The organism is Hoeflea sp. CAU 1731 (genome assembly GCF_039888615.1).
Classification (GTDB): domain Bacteria; phylum Pseudomonadota; class Alphaproteobacteria; order Rhizobiales; family Rhizobiaceae; genus Flavimaribacter.
In genome coordinates this window covers 356373-376964 of record NZ_JBDQQS010000001.1, presented here as the reverse complement: position 1 = coordinate 376964, position 20592 = coordinate 356373, and the positions used below count along the sequence as shown (strand labels likewise).

16 protein-coding genes are annotated in these 20592 nt (G+C 58.8%); 8 read left to right on the top strand and 8 right to left on the bottom strand.

Translation table 11 applies throughout. The features are described 5' to 3' along the window. Positions 1–11: 11 nt before the first annotated feature. A complete protein-coding gene (locus tag AAFN47_RS01800) occupies positions 12–464 on the bottom strand; it encodes a GNAT family N-acetyltransferase (RefSeq protein ID WP_499807500.1) in 453 nt (150 codons plus the stop codon). A 47-nt stretch (positions 465–511) separates the two neighbouring features. Further along, positions 512–2011 (bottom strand): Asp-tRNA(Asn)/Glu-tRNA(Gln) amidotransferase subunit GatB, encoded by a 1500-nt coding sequence (gene gatB / locus AAFN47_RS01795; protein ID WP_499807499.1) that lies wholly within the window; start codon positions 2009–2011, stop codon positions 512–514. A 205-nt stretch (positions 2012–2216) separates the two neighbouring features. Between gatB and AAFN47_RS01790 the strand changes: the two genes are divergently transcribed. The 5 genes from AAFN47_RS01790 to cyoD all read left to right on the top strand — a co-directional run bounded on the left by AAFN47_RS01790 (position 2217) and on the right by cyoD (position 6595). Next, on the top strand, positions 2217–2513 hold the full coding sequence (locus AAFN47_RS01790; RefSeq protein WP_499807498.1) for a DUF6455 family protein: 297 nt from the start codon (positions 2217–2219) through the stop codon (positions 2511–2513). 187 nt (positions 2514–2700) lie between these two features. Further along, positions 2701–3663: a ubiquinol oxidase subunit II gene (cyoA, locus tag AAFN47_RS01785; protein WP_499807497.1), complete on the top strand. Its 963-nt coding sequence runs from the start codon at positions 2701–2703 to the stop codon at positions 3661–3663. Continuing rightward, positions 3641–5680 carry a cytochrome o ubiquinol oxidase subunit I gene (cyoB, locus tag AAFN47_RS01780; protein ID WP_499807496.1) on the top strand — a complete coding sequence of 680 codons (2040 nt, stop codon included), beginning with the start codon at positions 3641–3643 and terminating at the stop codon, positions 5678–5680. Before cyoA ends, cyoB begins: the two co-directional genes overlap by 23 nt. A 1-nt stretch (position 5681) precedes the next feature. Next, the gene (gene cyoC, locus AAFN47_RS01775) at positions 5682–6284 is read left to right on the top strand and encodes a cytochrome o ubiquinol oxidase subunit III (RefSeq protein WP_499807495.1); all 603 of its coding nucleotides are present in this window, start codon (positions 5682–5684) and stop codon (positions 6282–6284) included. Further along, a complete protein-coding gene (gene cyoD / locus AAFN47_RS01770; RefSeq protein ID WP_499807494.1) occupies positions 6284–6595 on the top strand; it encodes a cytochrome o ubiquinol oxidase subunit IV in 312 nt (103 codons plus the stop codon). The genes cyoC and cyoD overlap by 1 nt, the downstream gene beginning before the upstream one ends. A gap of 9 nt (positions 6596–6604) precedes the next feature. Here the strand turns inward: cyoD and AAFN47_RS01765 are convergent, their stop codons facing one another. From AAFN47_RS01765 to AAFN47_RS01750, 4 genes are read right to left on the bottom strand one after another with little or no spacing between them, the layout of a single operon-like run. Further along, a complete protein-coding gene (locus tag AAFN47_RS01765; RefSeq protein ID WP_499807493.1) occupies positions 6605–7708 on the bottom strand; it encodes an SGNH/GDSL hydrolase family protein in 1104 nt (367 codons plus the stop codon). A 13-nt stretch (positions 7709–7721) separates the two neighbouring features. Further along, on the bottom strand, positions 7722–7871 hold the full coding sequence (locus AAFN47_RS01760) for a DUF5989 family protein (RefSeq protein ID WP_220231263.1): 150 nt from the start codon (positions 7869–7871) through the stop codon (positions 7722–7724). Positions 7872–7873: 2 nt separating this feature from the next. Next, positions 7874–8281 carry an SxtJ family membrane protein gene (locus tag AAFN47_RS01755; protein ID WP_499807491.1) on the bottom strand — a complete coding sequence of 136 codons (408 nt, stop codon included), beginning with the start codon at positions 8279–8281 and terminating at the stop codon, positions 7874–7876. Beyond that, complete coding sequence (locus tag AAFN47_RS01750; RefSeq protein WP_499807489.1) at positions 8278–10119, bottom strand: carbamoyltransferase family protein; 1842 nt, start codon at positions 10117–10119, stop codon at positions 8278–8280. Before AAFN47_RS01750 ends, AAFN47_RS01755 begins: the two co-directional genes overlap by 4 nt. A 218-nt stretch (positions 10120–10337) precedes the next feature. Here AAFN47_RS01750 and AAFN47_RS01745 point away from each other — a divergent pair, with 218 nt between their 5' ends. After that, entirely contained in the window at positions 10338–11888 is a 1551-nt protein-coding gene (locus AAFN47_RS01745; protein WP_499807488.1) for a hypothetical protein, read from the top strand. Here AAFN47_RS01745 and AAFN47_RS01740 read toward each other — a convergent pair. Beyond that, positions 11885–13414 carry a class I adenylate-forming enzyme family protein gene (locus AAFN47_RS01740; RefSeq protein WP_499807486.1) on the bottom strand — a complete coding sequence of 510 codons (1530 nt, stop codon included), beginning with the start codon at positions 13412–13414 and terminating at the stop codon, positions 11885–11887. The genes AAFN47_RS01745 and AAFN47_RS01740 overlap by 4 nt on opposite strands. A 289-nt stretch (positions 13415–13703) precedes the next feature. Here AAFN47_RS01740 and AAFN47_RS01735 point away from each other — a divergent pair, with 289 nt between their 5' ends. Both AAFN47_RS01735 and AAFN47_RS01730 read left to right on the top strand, forming a co-directional pair. Further along, complete coding sequence (locus AAFN47_RS01735; protein ID WP_499807484.1) at positions 13704–16202, top strand: hypothetical protein; 2499 nt, start codon at positions 13704–13706, stop codon at positions 16200–16202. A gap of 23 nt (positions 16203–16225) precedes the next feature. After that, complete coding sequence (locus tag AAFN47_RS01730) at positions 16226–17101, top strand: nitroreductase family protein (protein ID WP_499807482.1); 876 nt, start codon at positions 16226–16228, stop codon at positions 17099–17101. Between the two features lie 19 nt (positions 17102–17120). On the opposite strand, the gene AAFN47_RS01725 is transcribed toward AAFN47_RS01730, so the two are convergent. Next, entirely contained in the window at positions 17121–20210 is a 3090-nt protein-coding gene (locus AAFN47_RS01725) for an autotransporter domain-containing protein (protein ID WP_499807480.1), read from the bottom strand. Positions 20211–20592 lie beyond the last annotated feature (382 nt).

Below are 20592 nucleotides of genomic sequence, written 5' to 3'. Positions count from 1 at the left end.
CGCCGGCCCGGTCACAGGCTTTTCTCGAACTCCAGTGTTTGGCCGCCATCGTCCGACAGGCTCACCGCCTTTCCCGTCCGGACAAATCCCCTGCGCCTGTAAAACTCTACAGCGCGGTGGTTTGCCTCTTCCACCTCCAGCTGCACGATTCGCGCCTTTGGAAAGCAGTTGCAGATTTCGTCGAGAAGCGCCGTTCCGACGCCCTGGGTCTGGAAGCACGGCGCCACATAGAGTTGGTGCAGCGTGACGACGCGTCCACCGTTCGGGCAACGCGCAAAGGCCATCCCCGCAATGGTTTGTCCGGTATCGGCAAGGATGAATTCGGCGTCGGGGCTGTCGAGACGCTCGCGCAGACGGTCGAAGGCGTGCCACTCCGACGTTATTCGGTCGACTTCAGCGACGCCGTAAATGGAATCGTAGGTCGCATGCCAGGTTTCTGCGAGCAGATCGCGAACCGCCTGCAAATCACGCTCGCCAGCCGTCCTTATGTAGAAGACGGTGTTCGGGATGATTATTCAATCCCCAGCTTCTGCCTGACAAGCGCATTCACGGCTTGCGGATTGGCCTTGCCCTGAGTCGCCTTCATCACCTGACCGACGAACCAGCCGGCCATAGACGGCTTCTCTTTCGCCTGCTCCACCTTGTCGGGGTTGGCCGCAAGCACTTCATCCACCGCGGCCTCGATTGCAGAGGTGTCGGTCACCTGTTTCATGCCTCGTTCTTCGACAATCTTCGTCGGGTCGCCGCCCTCTTCCCAGACGATTTCGAACAGGTCCTTGGCAATCTTGCCGGAGATCACCCCTTCCTTGATGAGATCCAGGATGGCGCCGAGTTGATCCGCCGTAACCGGCGTTTCTCCAATGCTCTTGCCGGCCTTGTTGAGAGCGCCCAGGAGATCATTGATAACCCAGTTTGCCGCCGACTTGCCGTCCCGGCCTTGTGCGACGTCCTCGAAATAATCGGCAATCGCCTTTTCCGAAACGAGGATCGACGCGTCATAGGCCGACAGCCCCATATCGGCCATCAGCCTGGCTTTCTTGTCATCGGGAAGTTCGGGAAGTCCGGCGGCCAACGCCTCGACAAAGGCGTCGTCGAATTCCAGCGGTAAGAGATCCGGATCGGGGAAATAGCGGTAGTCGTGTGCTTCTTCCTTGGAGCGCATGGAGCGCGTTTCGCCCTTGGCCGGGTCGAAGAGCCGCGTTTCCTGTTCGATTTCGCCGCCGTCTTCCAGTATCTCGATCTGGCGGCGCGCCTCGTATTCGATCGCCTGCCCCATGAACCGGATGGAATTGACGTTCTTGATCTCGCAGCGCGTGCCGAAATCGCCGCCGACCTTGCGCACCGAGACGTTGACGTCGGCGCGCATCGATCCCTCGTCCATGTTGCCGTCGCAGGTTCCGAGATACCGGACGATCGTGCGCAACTTGCCGACATAGGCCTTGGCCTCGTCGGACGACCGCATATCGGGTTTCGACACGATCTCCATCAGCGCCACGCCGGAACGGTTGAGGTCGACATAGCTCATGGACGGGTGCTGGTCATGCATCGACTTGCCGGCGTCCTGTTCCAGGTGCAGACGTTCGATGCCCACCTCGATATCCTCGAAATTGCCGCTGGAGTCCGGTCCTACGGAGATGATGATCGTGCCCTCGCCGACGATCGGGTCCTTGAACTGGGAAATCTGGTAGCCCTGCGGCAGGTCCGGATAGAAATAGTTCTTCCGGTCGAAGACCGACCGGTTGTTGATCTTCGCCTTCAGTCCGAGTCCGGTGCGAATAGCCTGCTTGACGCATTCCTCGTTGATGACCGGCAACATGCCCGGCATCGCTGCGTCGACGAGCGAAACATTGGCGTTCGGCTCCTTGCCGAATTCCGTCGAAGCGCCTGAAAAAAGCTTGGAATTGGACGTGACCTGGGCATGAACCTCGAGCCCGATGATAACTTCCCAGTCGCCAGTGGAGCCGGCGATCAGTCGCTTTGGGTCAGGCGTGCGCGTATCGATGATGGTCATGTGAAGTCGCTGAAAGTTATGAGGGTCGGGATATTGCGTTACCGGTTAGCCGATCGGGGTTGATCGTTCAAGCTTTTCCCTTCGGATCGTTGCCGCGCTGCGGACGGCGGCAAATCGCCGAAAACCTTGACCTGGATCAAATGGACCCGCCGACAGGGCTGCTAAGCATCATCTCATTGATGAATTTCCGGTTTCGGAGGAGCGAATGGGCGTCAAATCATATCTGGCCAGGCTTTCAAAGCATAATCGGCTGTTTCACACCATGATGAGAAAGCTCGGCGTTCAACAGACATTGTTTGATCTGCCCCATTCGTCTGAAATATCTCGCCGGGCCGTTCAGCGCTGCATGGACTGCGCTCAGGCCGGCGATTGCGAAAATCTTCTGTCGCAGAAAGACACGCTGGACACGCCGCCGACCTATTGCAGAAACGTCGCGCTGATTGCCCGGCTCCAGAGGCTGGAAAATGCTTCACCCGAATTGGGAAAGGCCCTACTCAACTAGAGGTTTATCCCTCATTCCCTCCCTTGCGGGAGAACATCCCTCTATCTCTGCCGGAGCATCAAACGATGTCTCCGGCTTTTTTTAATGTTTCCAGACATGTTGACGTGTCATGCAACTATGCTTTTAAATCCGCATAAGATTTATTCGTTCATTTGTCTGATTCGACGCGGGTGCGAGGGGTGCGGTTTTGATTCAACTACCGAGAACGCTGCCGATACGTTTGCTTCTGACGTCGCTCTCCCTGATCTTTCTGTCGGGGTGCGGTCTCAACACAGCGCCCATACTTGATCCCAAAGGCCCGATCGCCCTTGCGGAACGGGATCTCTTGTTCGCCGCCCTGTTCGTGATGATGATCGTCGTGATCCCGGTATTCGTCATGGCCTTTCTCGTCGTGTGGCGCTATCGGGCGGACGGCGGAAAGGGCAAATACACGCCTGATTGGGGATATTCGGCCGGAATTGACGCCGTCATCTGGATCGTGCCGGCGATCATCGTCATCGTCCTCGGCGTCATGCTCTGGAACGCAACCTTCAAATTGAACCCCTACAAGCCGCTTGCGAGCAGTGAGCCGGCGCTTGAGGTTCAGGCCATCGCCCTCGACTGGAAATGGCTGTTCGTCTATCCGCAATACGGCGTTGCGACCGTCAATGAAATCGCCATGCCGGTCAATCGACCGGTCAGCTTCAGGATCACATCCGACACTGTAATGAATTCCTTTTTCATCCCGTCGCTGGCGGGTCAGATCTACGCGATGGCCGGCATGACGACGCAGCTTCACCTGGTTGCCGATTCGACCGGCACGTTCCGCGGGCGCAACACCCAATACAGCGGCGACGGTTTCGCCGAACAATGGTTTGAAGCCCATTCCATGTCGAATGAGGATTTCGAAGCCTGGATAGAAAAGGTCAAGCAGTCCGACAGGGGACTCGACGATGCTTCCTACGCGGAACTGGCTAAGCCCACGATCAAGCACGAAGTCGAGTATTATTCGAGTTTTGCGCCGGGCCTGTTCGGGTCGATCCTCCAGAAATACGCAATGAACCAGGACCACCGCAACCTGATCTGCACAGCGACGGCTCAATCGGAACCGGTCACGCCGCAACTCGCCAGCCTGAGGGAGGACGCCAATGTTCGGCATACTGACGATTGAGGCCCTGCCCTTCTACAGCTGGGTTGCTATGTCGGGAGCCGGCGTAACCGTGCTCGGCGGCGTCGCCGCGCTTGCGCTCGTCGCATGGTTCAATTTCTGGAAGCCGTTGTGGAATGACTGGCTGACAAGCGTGGACCACAAGCGCATTGGCGTGATGTACATCATTCTCGCGCTGATCATGCTGGTCCGCGGCTTTGTCGACGCCATCATGATGCGCATGCAGCAAGCCTTCGCCATGGGCAATGACGGCTATCTTCCGCCGGATCATTTCGACCAGATCTTCAGTTCGCACGGCACGATCATGATCTTCTTCATGGCGATGCCGTTCGTGTCCGGACTGATCAATATCGTCGTGCCGCAGCAGATCGGCGCGCGCGACGTCGCCTTTCCGTTCATGAACTCCGTCAGCCTGTGGCTTACCGCATCCGGCGCGGGACTGGTTCTCGTCTCGCTCGTCATCGGCAAGTTCTCGACGGCCGGCTGGACCGGATATCCGCCCTATTCCGGCATCGAATACAGCCCCGGCGTCGGCGTCGACTACTGGCTCTGGGCGCTGCTTGTCAGCGGCGTCGGCAGCACCATGACAGGCATCAACTTCATCGTCACCATCCTGCGGCTGCGCGCGCCTGGCATGACGCTGATGAAGATGCCGATGTTTTCCTGGACGTCGCTTGTCGTCGCCCTGCTGATGGCGTTCGCCTTCCCCGCCCTGACCGTTGTCGCCGTCATGCTCGGCCTTGACCGCATCTTCGGCATGCACTTCTTCACCAATGGCGACGGCGGGAACATGATGAACTTCATCAACCTGCTGTGGATCTGGGGTCATCCGGAGGTCTACATCCTCATCCTGCCGGCCTTCGGCGTCTATTCGGAAGTGGTCGCGACGTTCTCCCAGAAGCGCCTGTTCGGATACGAATCGCTGGTTTACGCCACGGCCGCCATCGGACTTCTCTCCTTTACGGTCTGGCTGCACCACTTCTTCACGATGGGATCGAGCGCCAACGTCAACGCCTTTTTCGGCATAGCCACGATGATCATCGCGGTGCCCACCGGCGTGAAGGTGTTCGACTGGCTGTTCACGATGTATCGCGGCCGCATCATCATGCACAGCACGATGTACTGGACGATCGGCTTCATCGTCACCTTCGTCATCGGCGGCGTCACGGGCGTCCTGCTGGCGCTGCCGCCGGCCGACTACCTCATGCACAATTCGACGTTCCTGGTCGCCCATTTCCACAACATGCTCATACCGGGCGCGCTGTTCGGCTATTTCGCCGGCATGAACTACTGGTTCCCGAAAGCCTTCGGCTTCAAGCTCGACGAGAAATGGGGCAAGCGCTCCTTCTGGTTCTGGATAAGCGGCTTCTATTGCGCATTCATGCCGCTCTACGTCCTCGGCTTCCTCGGCATGACGCGCCGCATGGAGCACTATGACGTGCCGGAATGGCAGCCCTATCTTGTCTTCGCGGCCTTCGGCGCCGTGCTCGTAATGATCGGCCTGATCTGCATCGGCGTCCAGATATGGGTCAGCGTGCGCGACCGCGAGAAGAACCTGGATCTGACCGGCGACCCCTGGAACGGCAGGACGCTCGAATGGGCGACCTCGTCGCCGCCCGCCGCCTACAATTTCGCGATCGTCCCGACCGTCGAGGATGTCGACGCGTTTCACGAAATGAAGAAACGCGGCGTCGCCTACGCCGCGCCGGAGCGGTACGAGGACATCGAAATGCCCGACAACACCCCGCTCGGCCTGATCATCGGCGGGTTCGGTTTCGTTCTCGGCTTCGCCATGATCTGGCACATGTGGTGGCTGGCGGTCGTCAGCATCGTCGTCGTAATCGCCTGCCTGATCATCAAGAGCAGCAACGACGACGACGAGCACACCGTTGCTGCAGCGGACATCGAGGCGATCGAGAAAGCGCGCCTCGAAGTCATCGCGTCGCAACCGCGGCATCCGGTAATCGGCGCGCCCGAGACTTCCGTCCCCGGCGGCAATCCTGTTCCCGGGAGCGCATGAGATGAGCGTGGAAGCGACAGTAGACGCCGCCGTTCACGGAGAGAACGAAAAATACGAAGAACGCGAGTTCGGGTTCTGGGTCTATCTGATGACCGACTCGCTGATCTTCGCCCTCGCCTTCGCCACCTATGTGGTGATGATCCAGAATTACGCAGACGGACCGACGCAAAAGGATCTCTTCAGCCTCGGCCACACCGCCGGTGAGACATTCCTGCTCCTGACCTCGACGCTGACGTTCGGTTTCGCAACGCTCGCTGTAAGGGCCGGTCAGGCGTCTCGTGTCATGCTCTGGCTCGCCGTCACCATGATTCTCGGCGTCGGCTTTGTCGGCATGGAGCTCGCCGAATTCAGCGGCATGATCGCCGCAGGCGCCGGTCCGCAGCGCAGCGGCATGCTCACCGCTTTCTTCACGCTGGTCGGGACCCACGGCGTTCACGTCACGCTCGGCTCGCTCGGCATATTCGTGATGATCTGCCAGGTCGCGGTAAAGGGTTTGACGCCGCCCGTGCGCTCGCGTCTCACCCGGCTCGCCATGTTCTGGCATTTCCTCGATATCGTCTGGATCGGCATATTTTCAGTCGTCTATCTGCCGGGAGTGCTGTGATGAGCAATTCGAACGCCGGAACCCACACCCTGAGCAGATATCTGACGGGTTACGTCATTGCGCTGGTGTTGACGGTCATTCCCTTTGCTTTTGCCTGGGCCGGCTGGTTTTCCGTCAGGACCACGCTCGCGATCGTCGCCGTTACGGCGATCGTTCAGGTGGTGGTGCACCTGGTCTATTTCCTTCACATCAATTACCGCACGACGCCGAAGGAGAACCTGCTCGCGCTCGCATTCGCCGGCGTTCTGATTTTCCTGATGATCGGCGGCACGCTGTGGATCATGTTCGACCTGCACTACCAGATGATGTAGCGGATCTGATTACCGGCAGACGCTGATCGTTTCGCGCAATTGCCGGTCCGTAATCACCTTTCCGAAGATCGCGTGTCCCTTCGCATTGAAGTGATTGTCGCCCTGGTTGAACGGGCTCGCGCCTTCGCGCGCAGCTTCAACGAACATCGAATAGGGATCGTAGCAATCGATGCCGGCCTCTGAGAGCGCCGGCGTCATCGCCGTGACCAGCGGATGATCCTCTGCCTGAAGAGCCAGGACATTGGGTTTGTAAGGAATGAATACAAGCGAGAAATCGGCGCCCGCGGCTTCCACCTCATCGCGCAGCCGCTTTATCAGTTGAACCGTCAGGTCGACGCCCTGGCTGTCGATCGGCCGAACTGCGCCAGGCCCCAGAACCCGATCGCGGGGATGAGCGACGGGTTCGTCGTCGCCAAAACGGGACTGCCAAAGATATTTCACATTGAGGAAACCGGTCTCGGCAAGCGCCACGACGCGACTGTTGTCCCGGAACCAGATACCGATACTGCGCGCCGGTCGATCCACCACGTGGTCGTCATGCAGAGTCAAACCGTTCTCATCCGTGAAATACGGCTTCTGATAGCGATATTGTTCGGCGAACATGTTGTTGAGGATGTCGTTGTAAGTGGTGAAAGCAAGCACCACCTCGTTCACATCGAACCGCTTGCCGAGCTTCTCGTAGAATAGCAGTTCCTGGTCGGTTCCATAGCCAGAAACGCCCAGATTGATCATTTCGACGTTGTCGTCGCCGTGCGCCGAGGGCTCTGTGAAGATATCCTCCTGGTCGGCGCCGTAGCCCCACACATAGGAGTCGCCGAGCACCAGAATTCTGCGTTGGTCTGTCTCGTCTTCGAAGGCGTGCTCCTGCGACGCGCGCAATCCCATGGCGTTCTGCCGCACCGACACGGAAAACCCGTCGCCGACGTGATACTGCTCGACCGTGGGCAACGGCGCCCAGCCGAGTTCCGGATCGAAACGCGAAAAGTAACCGCGATCGCCCCCGGCGCTGCCTGCAATATCCAAGGGAATGACGCGCAACATCACCTCGGCCGCCAGCAGCGTGAAGACGATGCTCGCCAGGATAAGCAGGATGTTGCCAAGCGCCTTTTTCATGCCGGACGCCGGGTCAGAAAAGCGTATAAATGAATGGGGCGACCACGGAGCCCTGCGCAAAGACGAGTAGCGCGCCAAGCAGCACCGCAATGATGATGATGGGCGCAAGCCAGAATTTGCGGCGCTCCCGCATGAATCCCCAGAGATCGGATAGCAGTTCGATCATCAGTATGGCCTTTCCAGGTCAGTGTCTTTCGGCGGCTTCAGCCGCACAATTCGGTAGGTTGCCGCTGCCGCGTCGCGGCTGCGATGCATCGGATCCTTGCCGATTATCTTCATGATGAGAGCCGTTGGTGTAACAATCAGAAAAAACAGGATCCCAAGAATGATCCGGCTGTTGATCCAGCCGAGCACATTGCCGAGCCGCTCCCAGCCGCGATAGACGGGCGCGAGCGACATGGGCGCAACAAGGCTCCAGACGACGAGCACCGCGGCGATGACGGCGGACGCTGTCACCGTTGACGTTTGCCAGCGCCAGGGCAGCAGCACGCATCCGAAAAATGCGAACAGCGACGCCAGTATCCAGGCGAAACGCCTTAATTGTTTTGCGGTCAGGGATGTGTCGCGGGTCAATCCAGTGCGAACTCCTCTTTCCAGGTCTCGTCCTTTTCCCACGGCGTCTGGTCTTCCTTTAACAGAAGGAAGTCGCCGACCACCAGAACGTCCATCTCGGTGCGCATGAAACACCGATAGGCGTCCTCAGGCGTGCACACGATGGGCTCTCCGCGCACGTTGAAGGACGTGTTGACCAGGACACCGCATCCGGTCTGCGCCTCGAAGGCCTTCAGAAGCGCGTGGTAGCGCGGATTGGTGCCCTCGTGCACGGTCTGGATGCGCGCCGAATTGTCCACATGCGTGATCGCCGGCAGTTGCGAGCGTTTGAGGTTCAGCTTGTCGATGCCGCTCATTTTCTGCTGTTCTTCATCGAGATCAACCAGCAAATCCTTCCGCACATCAGCAACGATCAGCATGTACGGGCTATCGGTATCCATGTCGAAGTAATCCGACACGCGCTCGCGCAGCACTGAAGGCGCAAAGGGTCGGAATGATTCCCGGTATTTGATCTTGAGGTTCATGACCGATTGCATCTTCGCCGATCGCGGATCGCCGATGATTGAGCGGCCTCCGAGCGCGCGCGGGCCGAACTCCATGCGCCCCTGGAACCAGCCTACGACCTTTTCTTCGCCGAGCAGACCGGCGAGCCGCGTCATCAAGGCTGGGTCATCCAGCCGCTCATACCGTGCGTCAGCGGAATCAAGCGCGGTCTTGATCGCCTCGTCGTCGTATTCCGGCCCAAGATAGCTGCCTCGCATGGCGTCGCCTGTAACTGCGGTCCGTTCCTTCTGCTCGTAGACATGCCAGCCAAGCAGCGCTGCGCCCAGCGCGCCTCCCGCGTCGCCGGCCGCCGGCTGCACCCATATGTCCTTGAACGGTCCCTCTCTCAAAAGGCGCCCGTTCGCAACGCAGTTCAGCGCCACGCCGCCGGCCAGACACAGCGCCGATTCTCCGGTTTCGTCATGCACCGTTTTCGCAAGTCGCAGCACCACGTCTTCCGTGACCTGCTGGATCGAGGCGGCGATGTCCATTTCCCGATGGCTGATCGGGCTTTCGGGCTTGCGCGGCGGACCGCCGAAAAGCGCGTCGAAGCGCTTGTTCGTCATGGTCAGTCCGGTTGCATAATTGAAGAAACTCATGTCGAGCCGGAAGGTGCCGTCCTCCTTCAGGTCTATGAGATTGTCGAGGATGGCGTCGACATAGGTCGGTTGGCCATAGGGCGCGAGGCCCATGAGCTTGTATTCGCCGGAGTTGACCTTGAATCCGGTATAGTAGGTGAATGCCGAATAGAGCAGCCCGAGCGAATGCGGAAAGTCGATTTCCCAAAGCGGTGTCAGTTCGCGGCCGTTTCCGGCCCAAACCGAGGTCGTCGCCCACTCGCCCACCCCGTCGAGACACAGCACGGCGGCGCGCTCGAACGGGCTCGGATAGAAGGCAGACGCGGCGTGCGACTGGTGATGTTCGGCGAACAGAAGCGGCGGAAGATCCTTCTTCTTCATGTCGCCGAGTTTCGCCAGGTCTTCGCGAATAGACTGCTTGAGATAGAGCTTGTCCTTGAGCCAGACCGGCATCGCCGCGATGAAGGAGCGAATGCCCGCCGGCGCGTAGGAGACATACGTCTCGAGAAGGCGTTCGAATTTCAGGATCGGCTTGTCATAGAAGACGATGCGATCGATCTCGCTTAAAGTCAGACCTGCGGCTCCCAGGCAATACGAGATCGCATGCACCGGAAATCCGGCGTCGTGCTTCTTGCGGCTGAAACGCTCTTCCTGTGCAGCTCCGACGATCCGGCCGTCGACAAGAATGGCGGCGGCGCTGTCATGATAAAATGCAGATATGCCAAGTATGTTGCTCACACGGATCTCTTGTCGAAAACAAATATTACAGGACAGATCCGTTAAACTGCGGATTATTCTCCCGATTGCTGGATAGAACAGTTGCTACTGTCATTTCAACCGGAATAACAATACCGTCCCCACCCAGAGCCTGCTGAGGCGTTTGTTTTTGCAACTTTTAAGTGCGAGTTTTCCAAGTTTCCCACTCCCGAAGCAACCTTGGCGCGAGAAAATTGAGCGTGCAAACCAAGACCGCTCGACCGGTCAACGCGTCTTTATACCTCGGTCTTGTCTGGGGACTCATCGCGCTTGTCCTGCTTGTCTCGACCAACGGCAATCTCGAGTTTCACTCAGACGAGCTGATCACATACCGCGTCATTCAGGAAACCTGGTCGGAAATCGTCCGCGAGCGCCTGGGGGCGACGCATTCGCCAGTCTATTTCTGGCTCATTAAACCGCTCTATTCCATAAGCGACGATCCCCACATCCTTCGTTATCCCTCGGCGCTTTTCTCGGCGCTTGGACTGGGTGTGATGGTCGCAGCGCTTGGCGCCGTTACGTCAACACGGATCGCCAATATATACGCGATCGGCCTCATGACGTGTCCGGGATGGATCTTTCTCGCGCATTTCGCCAGGCCCTACGCATTGCTCGCGATGCTCATGATGCTGGGCATGGCCAGCCTGCTCGTCATTCTCTCGCGCGCGCTTGCCAATGAACCGGAGGCGGCCGGCCAGCAGGAAGCCCCGATCCCGCATTGGATTATTCTCTCCGTCACCACCGCGCTTGCCCCGGCGGTTCTCATGTCGGGGGCGCTTTACGTGGCGGCGTTGTCGCTCACGCCGCTGCTCAATGCAGATCTCAGACGAAACAGGCAATTCGTCGCCAAATGGTGGCGAGCGATGCTGCCGGGCCTGGCGTCGGCGGCGCTTTTTTCCTGGCTGCTGTCGTCGGCGATCATCCGCAAATCCGGCGCCTATTGGGCGGACAGGAGATTTCCCCTTTCGATGGAGAGTCTGATCCGGGTCACATCCGGCACATTCTCGTCAGTCGATCCATCATGGACAAGCGCTTCCCGGACACTGGAAGCGGCCATCGCCATAGCCGGCGTTGCGCTTGTTCTGGGCGCCTTCCTGCGGCGATCCCGGCACAGAGCGTTGTTCTGGACGGCCGTGCCGGCCGCGATTGTCCTGCCCATTCTTTATGTCCTGATCAGTTTCAAGACCAGCTTGATGGTCGAGCGCTATTTCTATCTGACAACGCCAGGCTTGTTCGGGCTGATCGCCATCAGCGTCGACTATCTCTGGCGCAAGCGCATTGGCGCGGGCTTACTCCTGATCCTGCTCTCATGTCTCATACTGCAGGCATTCAACGCGCATTTCTGGCCTCATGCCCGGATACTCTGGCGCAATGCTGTCGAGGTGGTGCTGAATGCGCGTCATGACTCCGACCGGGTGGTGGTCTATCCTTCCAACCGCGCTCTTATGGTAAAGATAATACTCGACTACGAATTTTCGCTTGATGAGAACATCGAGGCGTTGCCGGGTCCCGGATCGTACGAAGAATTGGAAGACTTGATTGATGTGTCGATCAACAGCCATGGACGTATCTGGATCATCGACAAATGGAAGAGACGCAACGTCCGCGCGATCCTTGATCGTCGCTCCGATCTGGTCGGTTGCCGCATGGACCACAGAAGCAGACCCCTCTACGTGATCACCAAAGCCGCCACGCCGAACCTGTTGCCGAAAGCATGTGAGGCCGATGGAGAGACGCCAACCTCCGGCTAGCTGTCCTTCGCCAGCATTTGCCGCAGTTCCGTCTTGAGCACCTTGCCATAAGCGTTCTTGGGCAGATCCGGCAGGTGGACATATTCTTTCGGCCGCTTGAACCGCGCAATCTGATCGAGGCAATGCCGGTCCAGTTCGGCGTCGTCCAGTGTCTGTCCCTTTTCGGCCACGACGAAGGCGACGACCGTTTCCCCCCATTCGGGATCAGGTCTGCCGACGACCGACACCTGCGCCACGGAGGGGTGCGTCAGCAACGCCTCTTCGACTTCACGGGGATAGATATTGGTTCCCCCTGAAATGATCATGTCCTTGGACCGGTCGTGCAGGGTGACGAAACCATCCTCGTCCATCGTCCCTAGGTCGCCAGTGCGCAGCCAGCCGTCGCGGATCGTTTCGCGGGTCGCGGCTTCGTTTTCCCAATAGCCTTTCATGACCGGGGTTCCGTACACCCGGATTTCGCCGATTACTCCATGGGGCAATTCATTGCCTTCCTCGTCAGCAACGATGACTTCGACAGAAGTTTGCGCCACCCCGACCGAGCCCAGGCGCTCGCGCCATCGCGGATGCGTCCTGTCGACAATCAACTCACGGGAGAGCGCGGTAATCGTCATCGGGCTCTCGCCCTGGCCATATATCTGCACGAAGCGCGGTCCAAGCACGTCTACCGCCTCGATAATATCGGCCACATACATGGGGCCGCCGCCATAAACCACGGTCTTTAGCCCCTCGCCGTCATAGCCAACCGATTTTGCATGCTCCACCAGGCGACGCACCATCGTCGGTGCGGCGAACATGCATATGTTCTTCAATCCGGGCGCGAGCGCCACGATTTCTCCGGGATCGAAGCCTCCGGACTCCGGTACGATGTGGCGCGCGCCGCGCAAGGTGAAGGCGAAGCTGTAGCATCCCGCTCCATGCGATATCGGGGCGGCATAGAGCGTGCAGTCGGAATGGCTGGTGTCGTCCACGCTGCTGAAATAGGTCAGCGTCATTGCAAGCATATTGCCATGGGTCAGCATCACGCCCTTCGGACGACCCGTCGTTCCGGACGTGTAGAACAGCCAGGCGATATTACTGTGACGCTGTCGCAGCGGTTCGGCGACAGGATCCGCGTCGTAGAAGCCGACGTAAGCGTCGCTGTTGACATCGATCAGGGGCAGCCCGGCGACGGTGGCCTCCTTGCTGATCCCGGCCAGATCCTTGCCGGCGCTGATGATGAGTTTGGCGCCGGAATTCTCGATGATCCAGGCCGCCTCGCGGGGATGCAGTTTCGCATTGATCGGCACCACTGTGGCGCCAGCGATCCATACGGCGTTCATGACCTCCAGATATTCGGTCGAATTCGCCATGAAGATGGCGACGCGGTCACCCTCGCCGATCGTGTATTGGGACTGCAAGGCGCCCGCCAGTCCTTTGGCGCGGCGGTAGAACTCTTCATAGGTGGCGACAACGCGCTCGCCCTTCAGGAGCGCCGGCGCGTGCGGATAAAGCTGCGCCGCCCTTTTCAGCCACAACGCAACATTCATTGCGCTGTTTCCGCCGTTTCGAACTTTTCAAGATAAAACAACGCCGCCATCGGCCGCCTCTCCCTGGAACCGCTCCAAACCAACACATTTTGCCCCTTGCTGTTCGTTTATCATTCGGCGGCGCCGGAGACAACGAGCGCCAAATGACCTGAAAGAATCTCTTTGAAAGGTTGATTCTGGCCGGAAATTAGCTGATGTATCGAACGTTCCCGGAAGGCGTGGCGCGTAAGCGCCTCATATTCATCAACGCCTGATTTTTCCGGTCAAGATTGCCTTTTGGAGAGACGCCATGGGAGAAGAAAGCGCGAATGCTCATCTCGGGCTTCCGTGGCCAGAAGCCTATCTGGACCTGAAACCGTTGCTTCAGGAAAAATGGGGCGTGGGCAACGAGATCTATCTTCACCACAAGCTCAGCGGCAAATCCGGCGCCGCGGTCTATACGACTGACATCAACAGCAACGAGTTCAACGGCCAGGCGATCCTGAAATTCGACCATTCGAGCGATTCCGGGAAAAAGGAACGCGACGAGGACGAGCGGCATCAACTCGCCTTCGAAACAGCTCCCGAATACGCTGAAACCCATTTGCCGAAGATCCTGCACACCCTGCATCACGGCGACAGCCTGGCCATTCTGTCCACGATCGCCGGCCAGGGACTGGAATTCGCCACTCCCTGGGCGGAATGTTCGCACAGGAGACAATTGAGCGTCGTGCTGAACATGTCGCTCGGCCTGCTCGAGGGCTGGAACGCAGGCCATACTTTTTCTGAAGGGCTTCGATCGCCGCAGGACCTGTTGTGGAGCTGGCTCGACTACCGGATAGATCCCGACAATGGTGGACGCATCCACGCTTTCGTGAACCACACATGCGGCGTCGCGCCCGATGACAGCAGCTTCGTTTTCGAAGGCCGCTGGTATCCCAATCCTTTGGCGTTTACGGCAAGAGACGCCGATTTCGGCAGTCGCTTGAGATTGCGCGCCGTCATGGGACAATCCCACGGAGACCTCCACGGGTACAATGTCCTGGCAAGCACGGCGAAGAACAGCCCGACAACCTACTACCTCATCGATCTGGCCATGTACGAGAACAACCAGTTCCTGTTCTATGACCACGCCTATTTCGAGATCAGCCACCTGCTGATGTCTCGCGAATACACCGACGCGGCGAACTGGCAGTCGCTTCTCTATCATCTGAGGCCCTTCGAAGATCAAAGCACGACCATCGATCCCAGAGGCGACGATCTCGGCCTGCTTGAACTGATGAAGGAGTGGCAAAACGGTCTGACTGACTGGGTGCGGGACCACCATCAGTCACGCATTTCCTATATGCAGAACCAGTACCTGCTTGCGCGGGTCGCAGCGGGATTGAACTTCACCCACAAGATGTTGCCCGGCAAAAGCCGTCGCATGGCTTTTCTGTTTGCGGCGGAAAACCTCAAGTATTACCTCAATCACAATTCCGTCGACTGGCCGAAACACGGGTCGAATTTCATCCTGTCCAGCCCGTCGTCCGAACCTGTCGTGGCGACTTCGGTTGCGTCGCCCCAAAGTGCCGCGCCTCACGTGTCGAGACACCGCGAGACCGAGCATCCTCCGCTGCCGACAAAGCTGTCGATAGCGGTGCTGGCGTTCAAGAACCTCAGCGGAGACGTCCGCCAGGAGCGGTTCTCCGACGGCGTCACGCAGGAGATCATCACGGCGCTTTCGCATGTCGACTGGCTCATGGTCATCTCGCGCGGATCGTCCTTCTCCTACAAGGATCAGGAAGCCGACGTCGTGCGCATCGGACAGGAACTCGGCGTGCATTACGTCGTGACCGGAAGCGTGCGCAAGGCTCGCTCACGCATTCGCATTTCCGTTCAGCTGATCGACGCTCGCACCGGCCAGCACATCTGGGCGGAACGGTTCGATGACGACATTGTCGACGTCTTTGACCTGCAGGAGCAGATCGCCGACACCATAGCAGCCAATATCGATTCCCAACTCAAGCTCACCGAGCGACAGCGCACGCAACGCTCTGCCGAACATCTGGGCGTCTGGGAACGCTATCAGGACGCGCTATGGCATGTCTATCGAGCGACGGACGATCACACGGAACACGCCAAGCGGCTCCTGACCGGCATCATCAAGGACGCGCCCAATTACAGCGCAGCCCGCGCTCTTCGGGCGATCATTCTTTGCCGCGACGTCACCGTGTGCGTCACCGATACCCCGGAAACAGATATGGAAATAGCGAACCAGGAGGCGACGCTGGCGGTTTCACTCGACGAGACGGACAGCCTGCCGCGCGTTGCATTCAGCAGGGTGCTGATGCTTCAGGGTCAAACCGAACTGGCGATTGATCAGGCGGAGGAAGCCGTGGCGCTCAATCCGAGTTCCTCCATGGCCGTCATGTGCCTTGCGCTGGCGCATATCTGGAATGGCGACGCCAATGCCGCGCTCGCGCCCATCGACATGTCGATACGGCTCAGTCCCAAGGGCCCGTTCCGCGAGTTCAAGCAGGTCATGAAATGCATCTGCCTTTACATGCTTGGCGACATCGACGAGGCGGCAAGGGTCGGCCATCACGTCGCGGCCGGACAACAGACCGGCCCCGTGGGGCCCATGATCTATGCTGCAACCCTTGTCCGGCAGGAGCGATTGCAGGAGGCCTCAGATATCATCGCCAGACTGCACGAAGCCTGGCCGGGCGTCACGATCAGTCACCTGAAGAAGAACTGGAAAAACATGCATTCCGATTATCTCGCCGCCCTCGTAAAAGACCTCGCTGCGGCCGGCTTGCCGGAGTAGCCTGCAGCAAAAAGGAGGAAACAATGACAGTTGAGGGCAAGACGAGCGATTTTCGCGATGTCGTTGAAAGCCGGCGCAGCACGCGCAAATTCGTCAAGGGTAAGGAAATCGGCCGTGACGTGCTGGAGCGGATCGTCGAGTGCGGCCGCTGGGCGCCGTCGGGCGCCAATGTGCAATGCTGGGACTGCATCGTCGTTCACGACCCGGCAATGCGCGAGGAAGTCCGCCAGGTCTTCCTGCGCCAGGCGCAGCGGCTTCGCGACCATGCAAAGGGGTTTCCGGCCGTCTCCAAGAACTACCTGTCCAACACCGTCGCGATCATCATTGTGATCGGCGATCCGCGCTGGAAGGTTTGCTTTCCCCAGGCGACCAGTCCCGAATGGGACGAGGAATACCAGGACAACAATGAAGCGATCTTTCTCTGCTCGCTGGGCGCCGTGATCCAGAACATCCAGCTTGGCGTCACCGCCGAAGGTCTGACGTCGGCGTGGCTCTCCGGCGGCGGCGAAGACGCCACCAATCGCGAGCTCAGCGCCCTGCTCGGCTATCCGGAGTGGATGAAAGCCTACGGGACCATTCCGGTCGGCTTTCCCGTAGCCGAACAGGACCGGCGCTACCGCCGTCCGCTGGACCAGCTCTGCCACTGGGATCGCTATGAGCCCCGCCAGTACCGCAGGCATGAGCAGATTGATTTCTACGAAAGCACGCTGCGGCCGTTTTCGATGTACCGCGATGACGAAGACATGCGCGCCTGGCCGGATTTCGCCGAAAAACTCGGCGACTGGGCCAGCGCGTTCACAACGGCTGGACCCAATCCCTCAGGCCAGTTGGAAGACGAAGCCGACTTTTCGAAGCCGCGCACAGTCGGAAAAGCAACGAAGGCGCGTAATCGGACCTAGTCGCGCGCCGTTCCGGCCCTCAGAATGTCGCGAGGAAGCGCGCGTTGAAACCATTGGCGATGGCGCCGTCGCCATACTGGCCCTCGTAGGACGCGCCGATCATGACGTTCTGGCCGGCTTTGATATCAATGCCCGCTTCAACGACGGCCGCGTCCTGCGCAATCGGCGCGCCAACAATCGTGAACGGGCTTCCCCCGCCAATCGTCATGGTTGAGGCAGGATCGACATCCCCGAAAGCGTGGCGCCAGCCGATCATGCCGCGAGCGTGGACGTTCGAGGCGAACGTCATGGAGGAACGCAGGCCGAGCGTCGTGAAGGTGGTGCTGGTCGACTGCGAGGGCGACGAGAGCGCGGCGAGGCCGCCGCTCTCGGCAAAGGAATCCGTCTGCAGATTGATGTAGGAGACGCCGGCGAAAGGCTCGAGCGTCGCCTGCTCCATCGCCACCTTGTATCCGGCTTCGGCGAACAGCTGGAACGAACCCGCGTCATAGTCGGCCGCCAGTTCTTCCGTCACCGGATTGGTGACGTAACGCCTGCTGTCGATCGAATGCCACGTATACAGCGCGCCAAGGCTCAACCCCGCCTGACCGTTGTCCGCTCCACCATACAGGCCAATCGTGTAACTGTCGGCTTCCGCTTCCGATGACAACGCGTCAATCGTCGTATCGGTGCGGCTGTACCCGCCGAGGACGCCGAAACGGAAATGGTCGCCGAACCGGTGGTCAATGCCGGCGATCACGCCGTAAAGCGCATTGTCCATCGCAGCCGTGTTGCCGGTAGCCTCCGTCGACATCCAGTCGCCGTAACCGGTGATCCAAAAGCCGCTCGCCGGATCGTGGGTATCGCCATAGGCCGCGACCGAACTGTTGGCGTCGGCCTCGAAGGCGTCGTGAATGCGGTTGTTGATGGCTTTCACCGCCTGCTGGCCGTTCTCAATGAGCGCGCCCTTCAGCGAGGCGTGGATTTCTCCGGAAAGCTGGTCATAGGCGTCGACGACAACCCCTTCGTTGGTCAGCGTCAGCATGGTCGCCGCCAGCGGATTGTCGGAAGCCAGGCTCTCCAGGCCCCCGGCGACCGCAAGGCGGTTTCGGGTGTCGGCAAAATCGGAGAACGTCTTGTCCTGTTCGATCGACACGTAGACATAGTCTGTCCCGCCGTCCATCTCGTAGCTTAGGCTCGGCGTAAAGAACACCGAAGCCACTTCAGCGCTGTCGAAGGTCGTCGTCAGGGTCGTGTCGGTCGTCAGGATCACGACCGGTCCTTCTCCAGCAACCTCCATGTAATCGCCCTCGATCACGACGGAGCCGTCCAGCGTCGCCAGGCCGCTCACGGTCAGTCCTTGCGGATCGGTCGAGCCGTCCATGTCGACCAGGTAGGTCGAGCCGGAATTGAAGGTCACGTTGCCGGTGGCGACGCCAGTCCCAGTCAGCGCGCCGCCGCTCAGGACGTTGACCTGACCGCCCAGCATGTTGTCGATTGCAAGCGTGCCGCCATGGACGTCGGTGGCGCGCGCATAGGCGCTTCCGTCTCCGGTCAGGCGCGTGAAGCCGGCGTAGTGCGCGATCGTCGCGGCTCCGGCGCCGCTGGTGATAGACGGGGTGAATTCGTAGTCGCCCGTTTCGTCGGTATGATTGAAAACGAGCCTTCCGTCGCCAGAATAAAATTCAAAGCTCGGAAAGTCGATGACGCCAGGCGCCATTGGCGCTTCGCCCGCGGCGGCGCCGACATTGACTGTGCCGTCTGAACCAGCGCCGCTCCCGACAAACATTGCAATTCGTCCGCTGACCAGTCCGCCATTCGAAACGGTCAGCGATCCTGTACCCTGATCGCCAACACCGAAAAAATACATGTTCGTCCAGGCTGAACCGGCGCCCGTTACCGTGACGGCGCCAATTCCGACAGAAGAAACCCCGAGGAAAACATTTCCTTCGCCCTGGGTAATCGTTCCTCCGTCTTCAATCAGAATCTCGGCAGTTCCCTGGATGCCTATTTGGCTGAGTAAGTGGTTGGTCCAGGCAGAGTCCGGCCCGGTCACGGTCAAGCGACCATAGGAGTCAGGCGCCGTTGCCATGTACAACACCCCTCCGTCCATTTGACCGCTGTCCTCGATCGTCAACTCGCCGCTGCCGAAATAACCGATATACACGATTTTTGCATTGGCTCCCGTTCCGTTGAACCAAGTTGAACCGGCGCCTGTGACCGTCGCATTTCCTGTCGCGCCGGCTTCGTATCCGATGTTTCCGCCAGCGCTGGACACATATCCGCCGTCGGCGATCGTCAGCGATCCGTCATCGCCGGATCCCACGCGGAGTTCGCCGTCCATCGTCCAGGCGGACCCTTCTCCCGTCACGATCGCCTCGCCGGAAGATCCGTCCATATCGGAAATCACGCCGCTGGCGCTGGTCACCTGTCCGCCATTCTCGACAAGAAGGGAGCCTGAACCTCCATAACCTACAGCCAGCGCGCTGCTGTTCATCCAGCTTGAACCCGCGCCTGAAACGATGACAGAACCGGAACCGGATACACCGGCGCCCACATATCCTTCAGCACCTTCAACCGTTCCGCCGTCGTAAATCTCCAGAACGCCATTGCCGCTGAAACCGACAACAACGCTTTCATCATTTGTCCAGTTCGACCCTTCGCCGGTGACGGTGACCGCGCCGTTCGAGTCCGGATAGGATCCAATCGAGCCGCGAAGGCTGCTGACGACACCGCCAGTAGCGATAGTCATGGTTCCTGTGCCGTCGGCGCCGACGTTGAGTTGACCGGACATTGTCCACACGGATCCTGTTCCGGTAACGGTTACAGCGCCCGTTGCACCCATGTTGGCGCCAATATCACCGGTTTTGACCTGCAGTTGCCCGCCATCGGAAATCGTCAGTTCGGCGTCGCTTCCCGACAAAACGCCAACAAACAGCGCGGATCCCGGAAGGACATTGTTGGTTGTCGCAGACGTGATGCTGGCCGCATTGAGCGGATCTTCAGCAACGATGTCGATATTTATACTCGTTCCATCGACTGGCGCAGCATCGCCGACCCAGTTACTGGCGTCATCCCAGTCTCCCGAAGTATCTCCCTCCCAGTCTCCTGCGAAGGCTGCTCCGGACACTGATATAACCATCGGAAAAACAACACTACATATACCTGCGAAATAGCTTTTCATCTGCAATAGACCCCCGTACATAACTTACTATTGCAAAAATACTTATCGAACTCAATAATTATGTTCTGTATATTTTTTATTGCATTTTATTGTTTTGAATCATGTATTTATTGTTGTTTATATTATATCTTAATAATGTTTATTGCGCGCTTTTTACCGCTCAATTATTTGAACATGTGCGATCCAATTGACACGATTCTGCAATTATTATTGATGTTATTGAATTTGTTCCCACCCGCATCTCTGACTGTGCTGCAATCACTGCAAACTGCACTTCGCTAAAAGCGTCTGAGTTAAGCTGGAAGACCCGATGACATTACAACGCCAT

Excerpts from the sequence above, each read along its gene's own strand:
- gatB (WP_499807499.1), bottom strand. The coding sequence starts at position 2,011 with ATGACCATCATCGATACGCGCACGCCTGACCCAAAGCGACTGATCGCC.
- AAFN47_RS01790 (WP_499807498.1), top strand. The coding sequence starts at position 2,217 with ATGGGCGTCAAATCATATCTGGCCAGGCTTTCAAAGCATAATCGGCTG.
- cyoB (WP_499807496.1), top strand. The coding sequence starts at position 3,641 with ATGTTCGGCATACTGACGATTGAGGCCCTGCCCTTCTACAGCTGGGTT.
- cyoC (WP_499807495.1), top strand. The coding sequence starts at position 5,682 with ATGAGCGTGGAAGCGACAGTAGACGCCGCCGTTCACGGAGAGAACGAA.
- cyoD (WP_499807494.1), top strand. The coding sequence starts at position 6,284 with ATGAGCAATTCGAACGCCGGAACCCACACCCTGAGCAGATATCTGACG.
- AAFN47_RS01765 (WP_499807493.1), bottom strand. The coding sequence starts at position 7,708 with ATGAAAAAGGCGCTTGGCAACATCCTGCTTATCCTGGCGAGCATCGTC.
- AAFN47_RS01740 (WP_499807486.1), bottom strand. The coding sequence starts at position 13,414 with ATGAATGTTGCGTTGTGGCTGAAAAGGGCGGCGCAGCTTTATCCGCAC.
- AAFN47_RS01735 (WP_499807484.1), top strand. The coding sequence starts at position 13,704 with ATGGGAGAAGAAAGCGCGAATGCTCATCTCGGGCTTCCGTGGCCAGAA.
- AAFN47_RS01730 (WP_499807482.1), top strand. The coding sequence starts at position 16,226 with ATGACAGTTGAGGGCAAGACGAGCGATTTTCGCGATGTCGTTGAAAGC.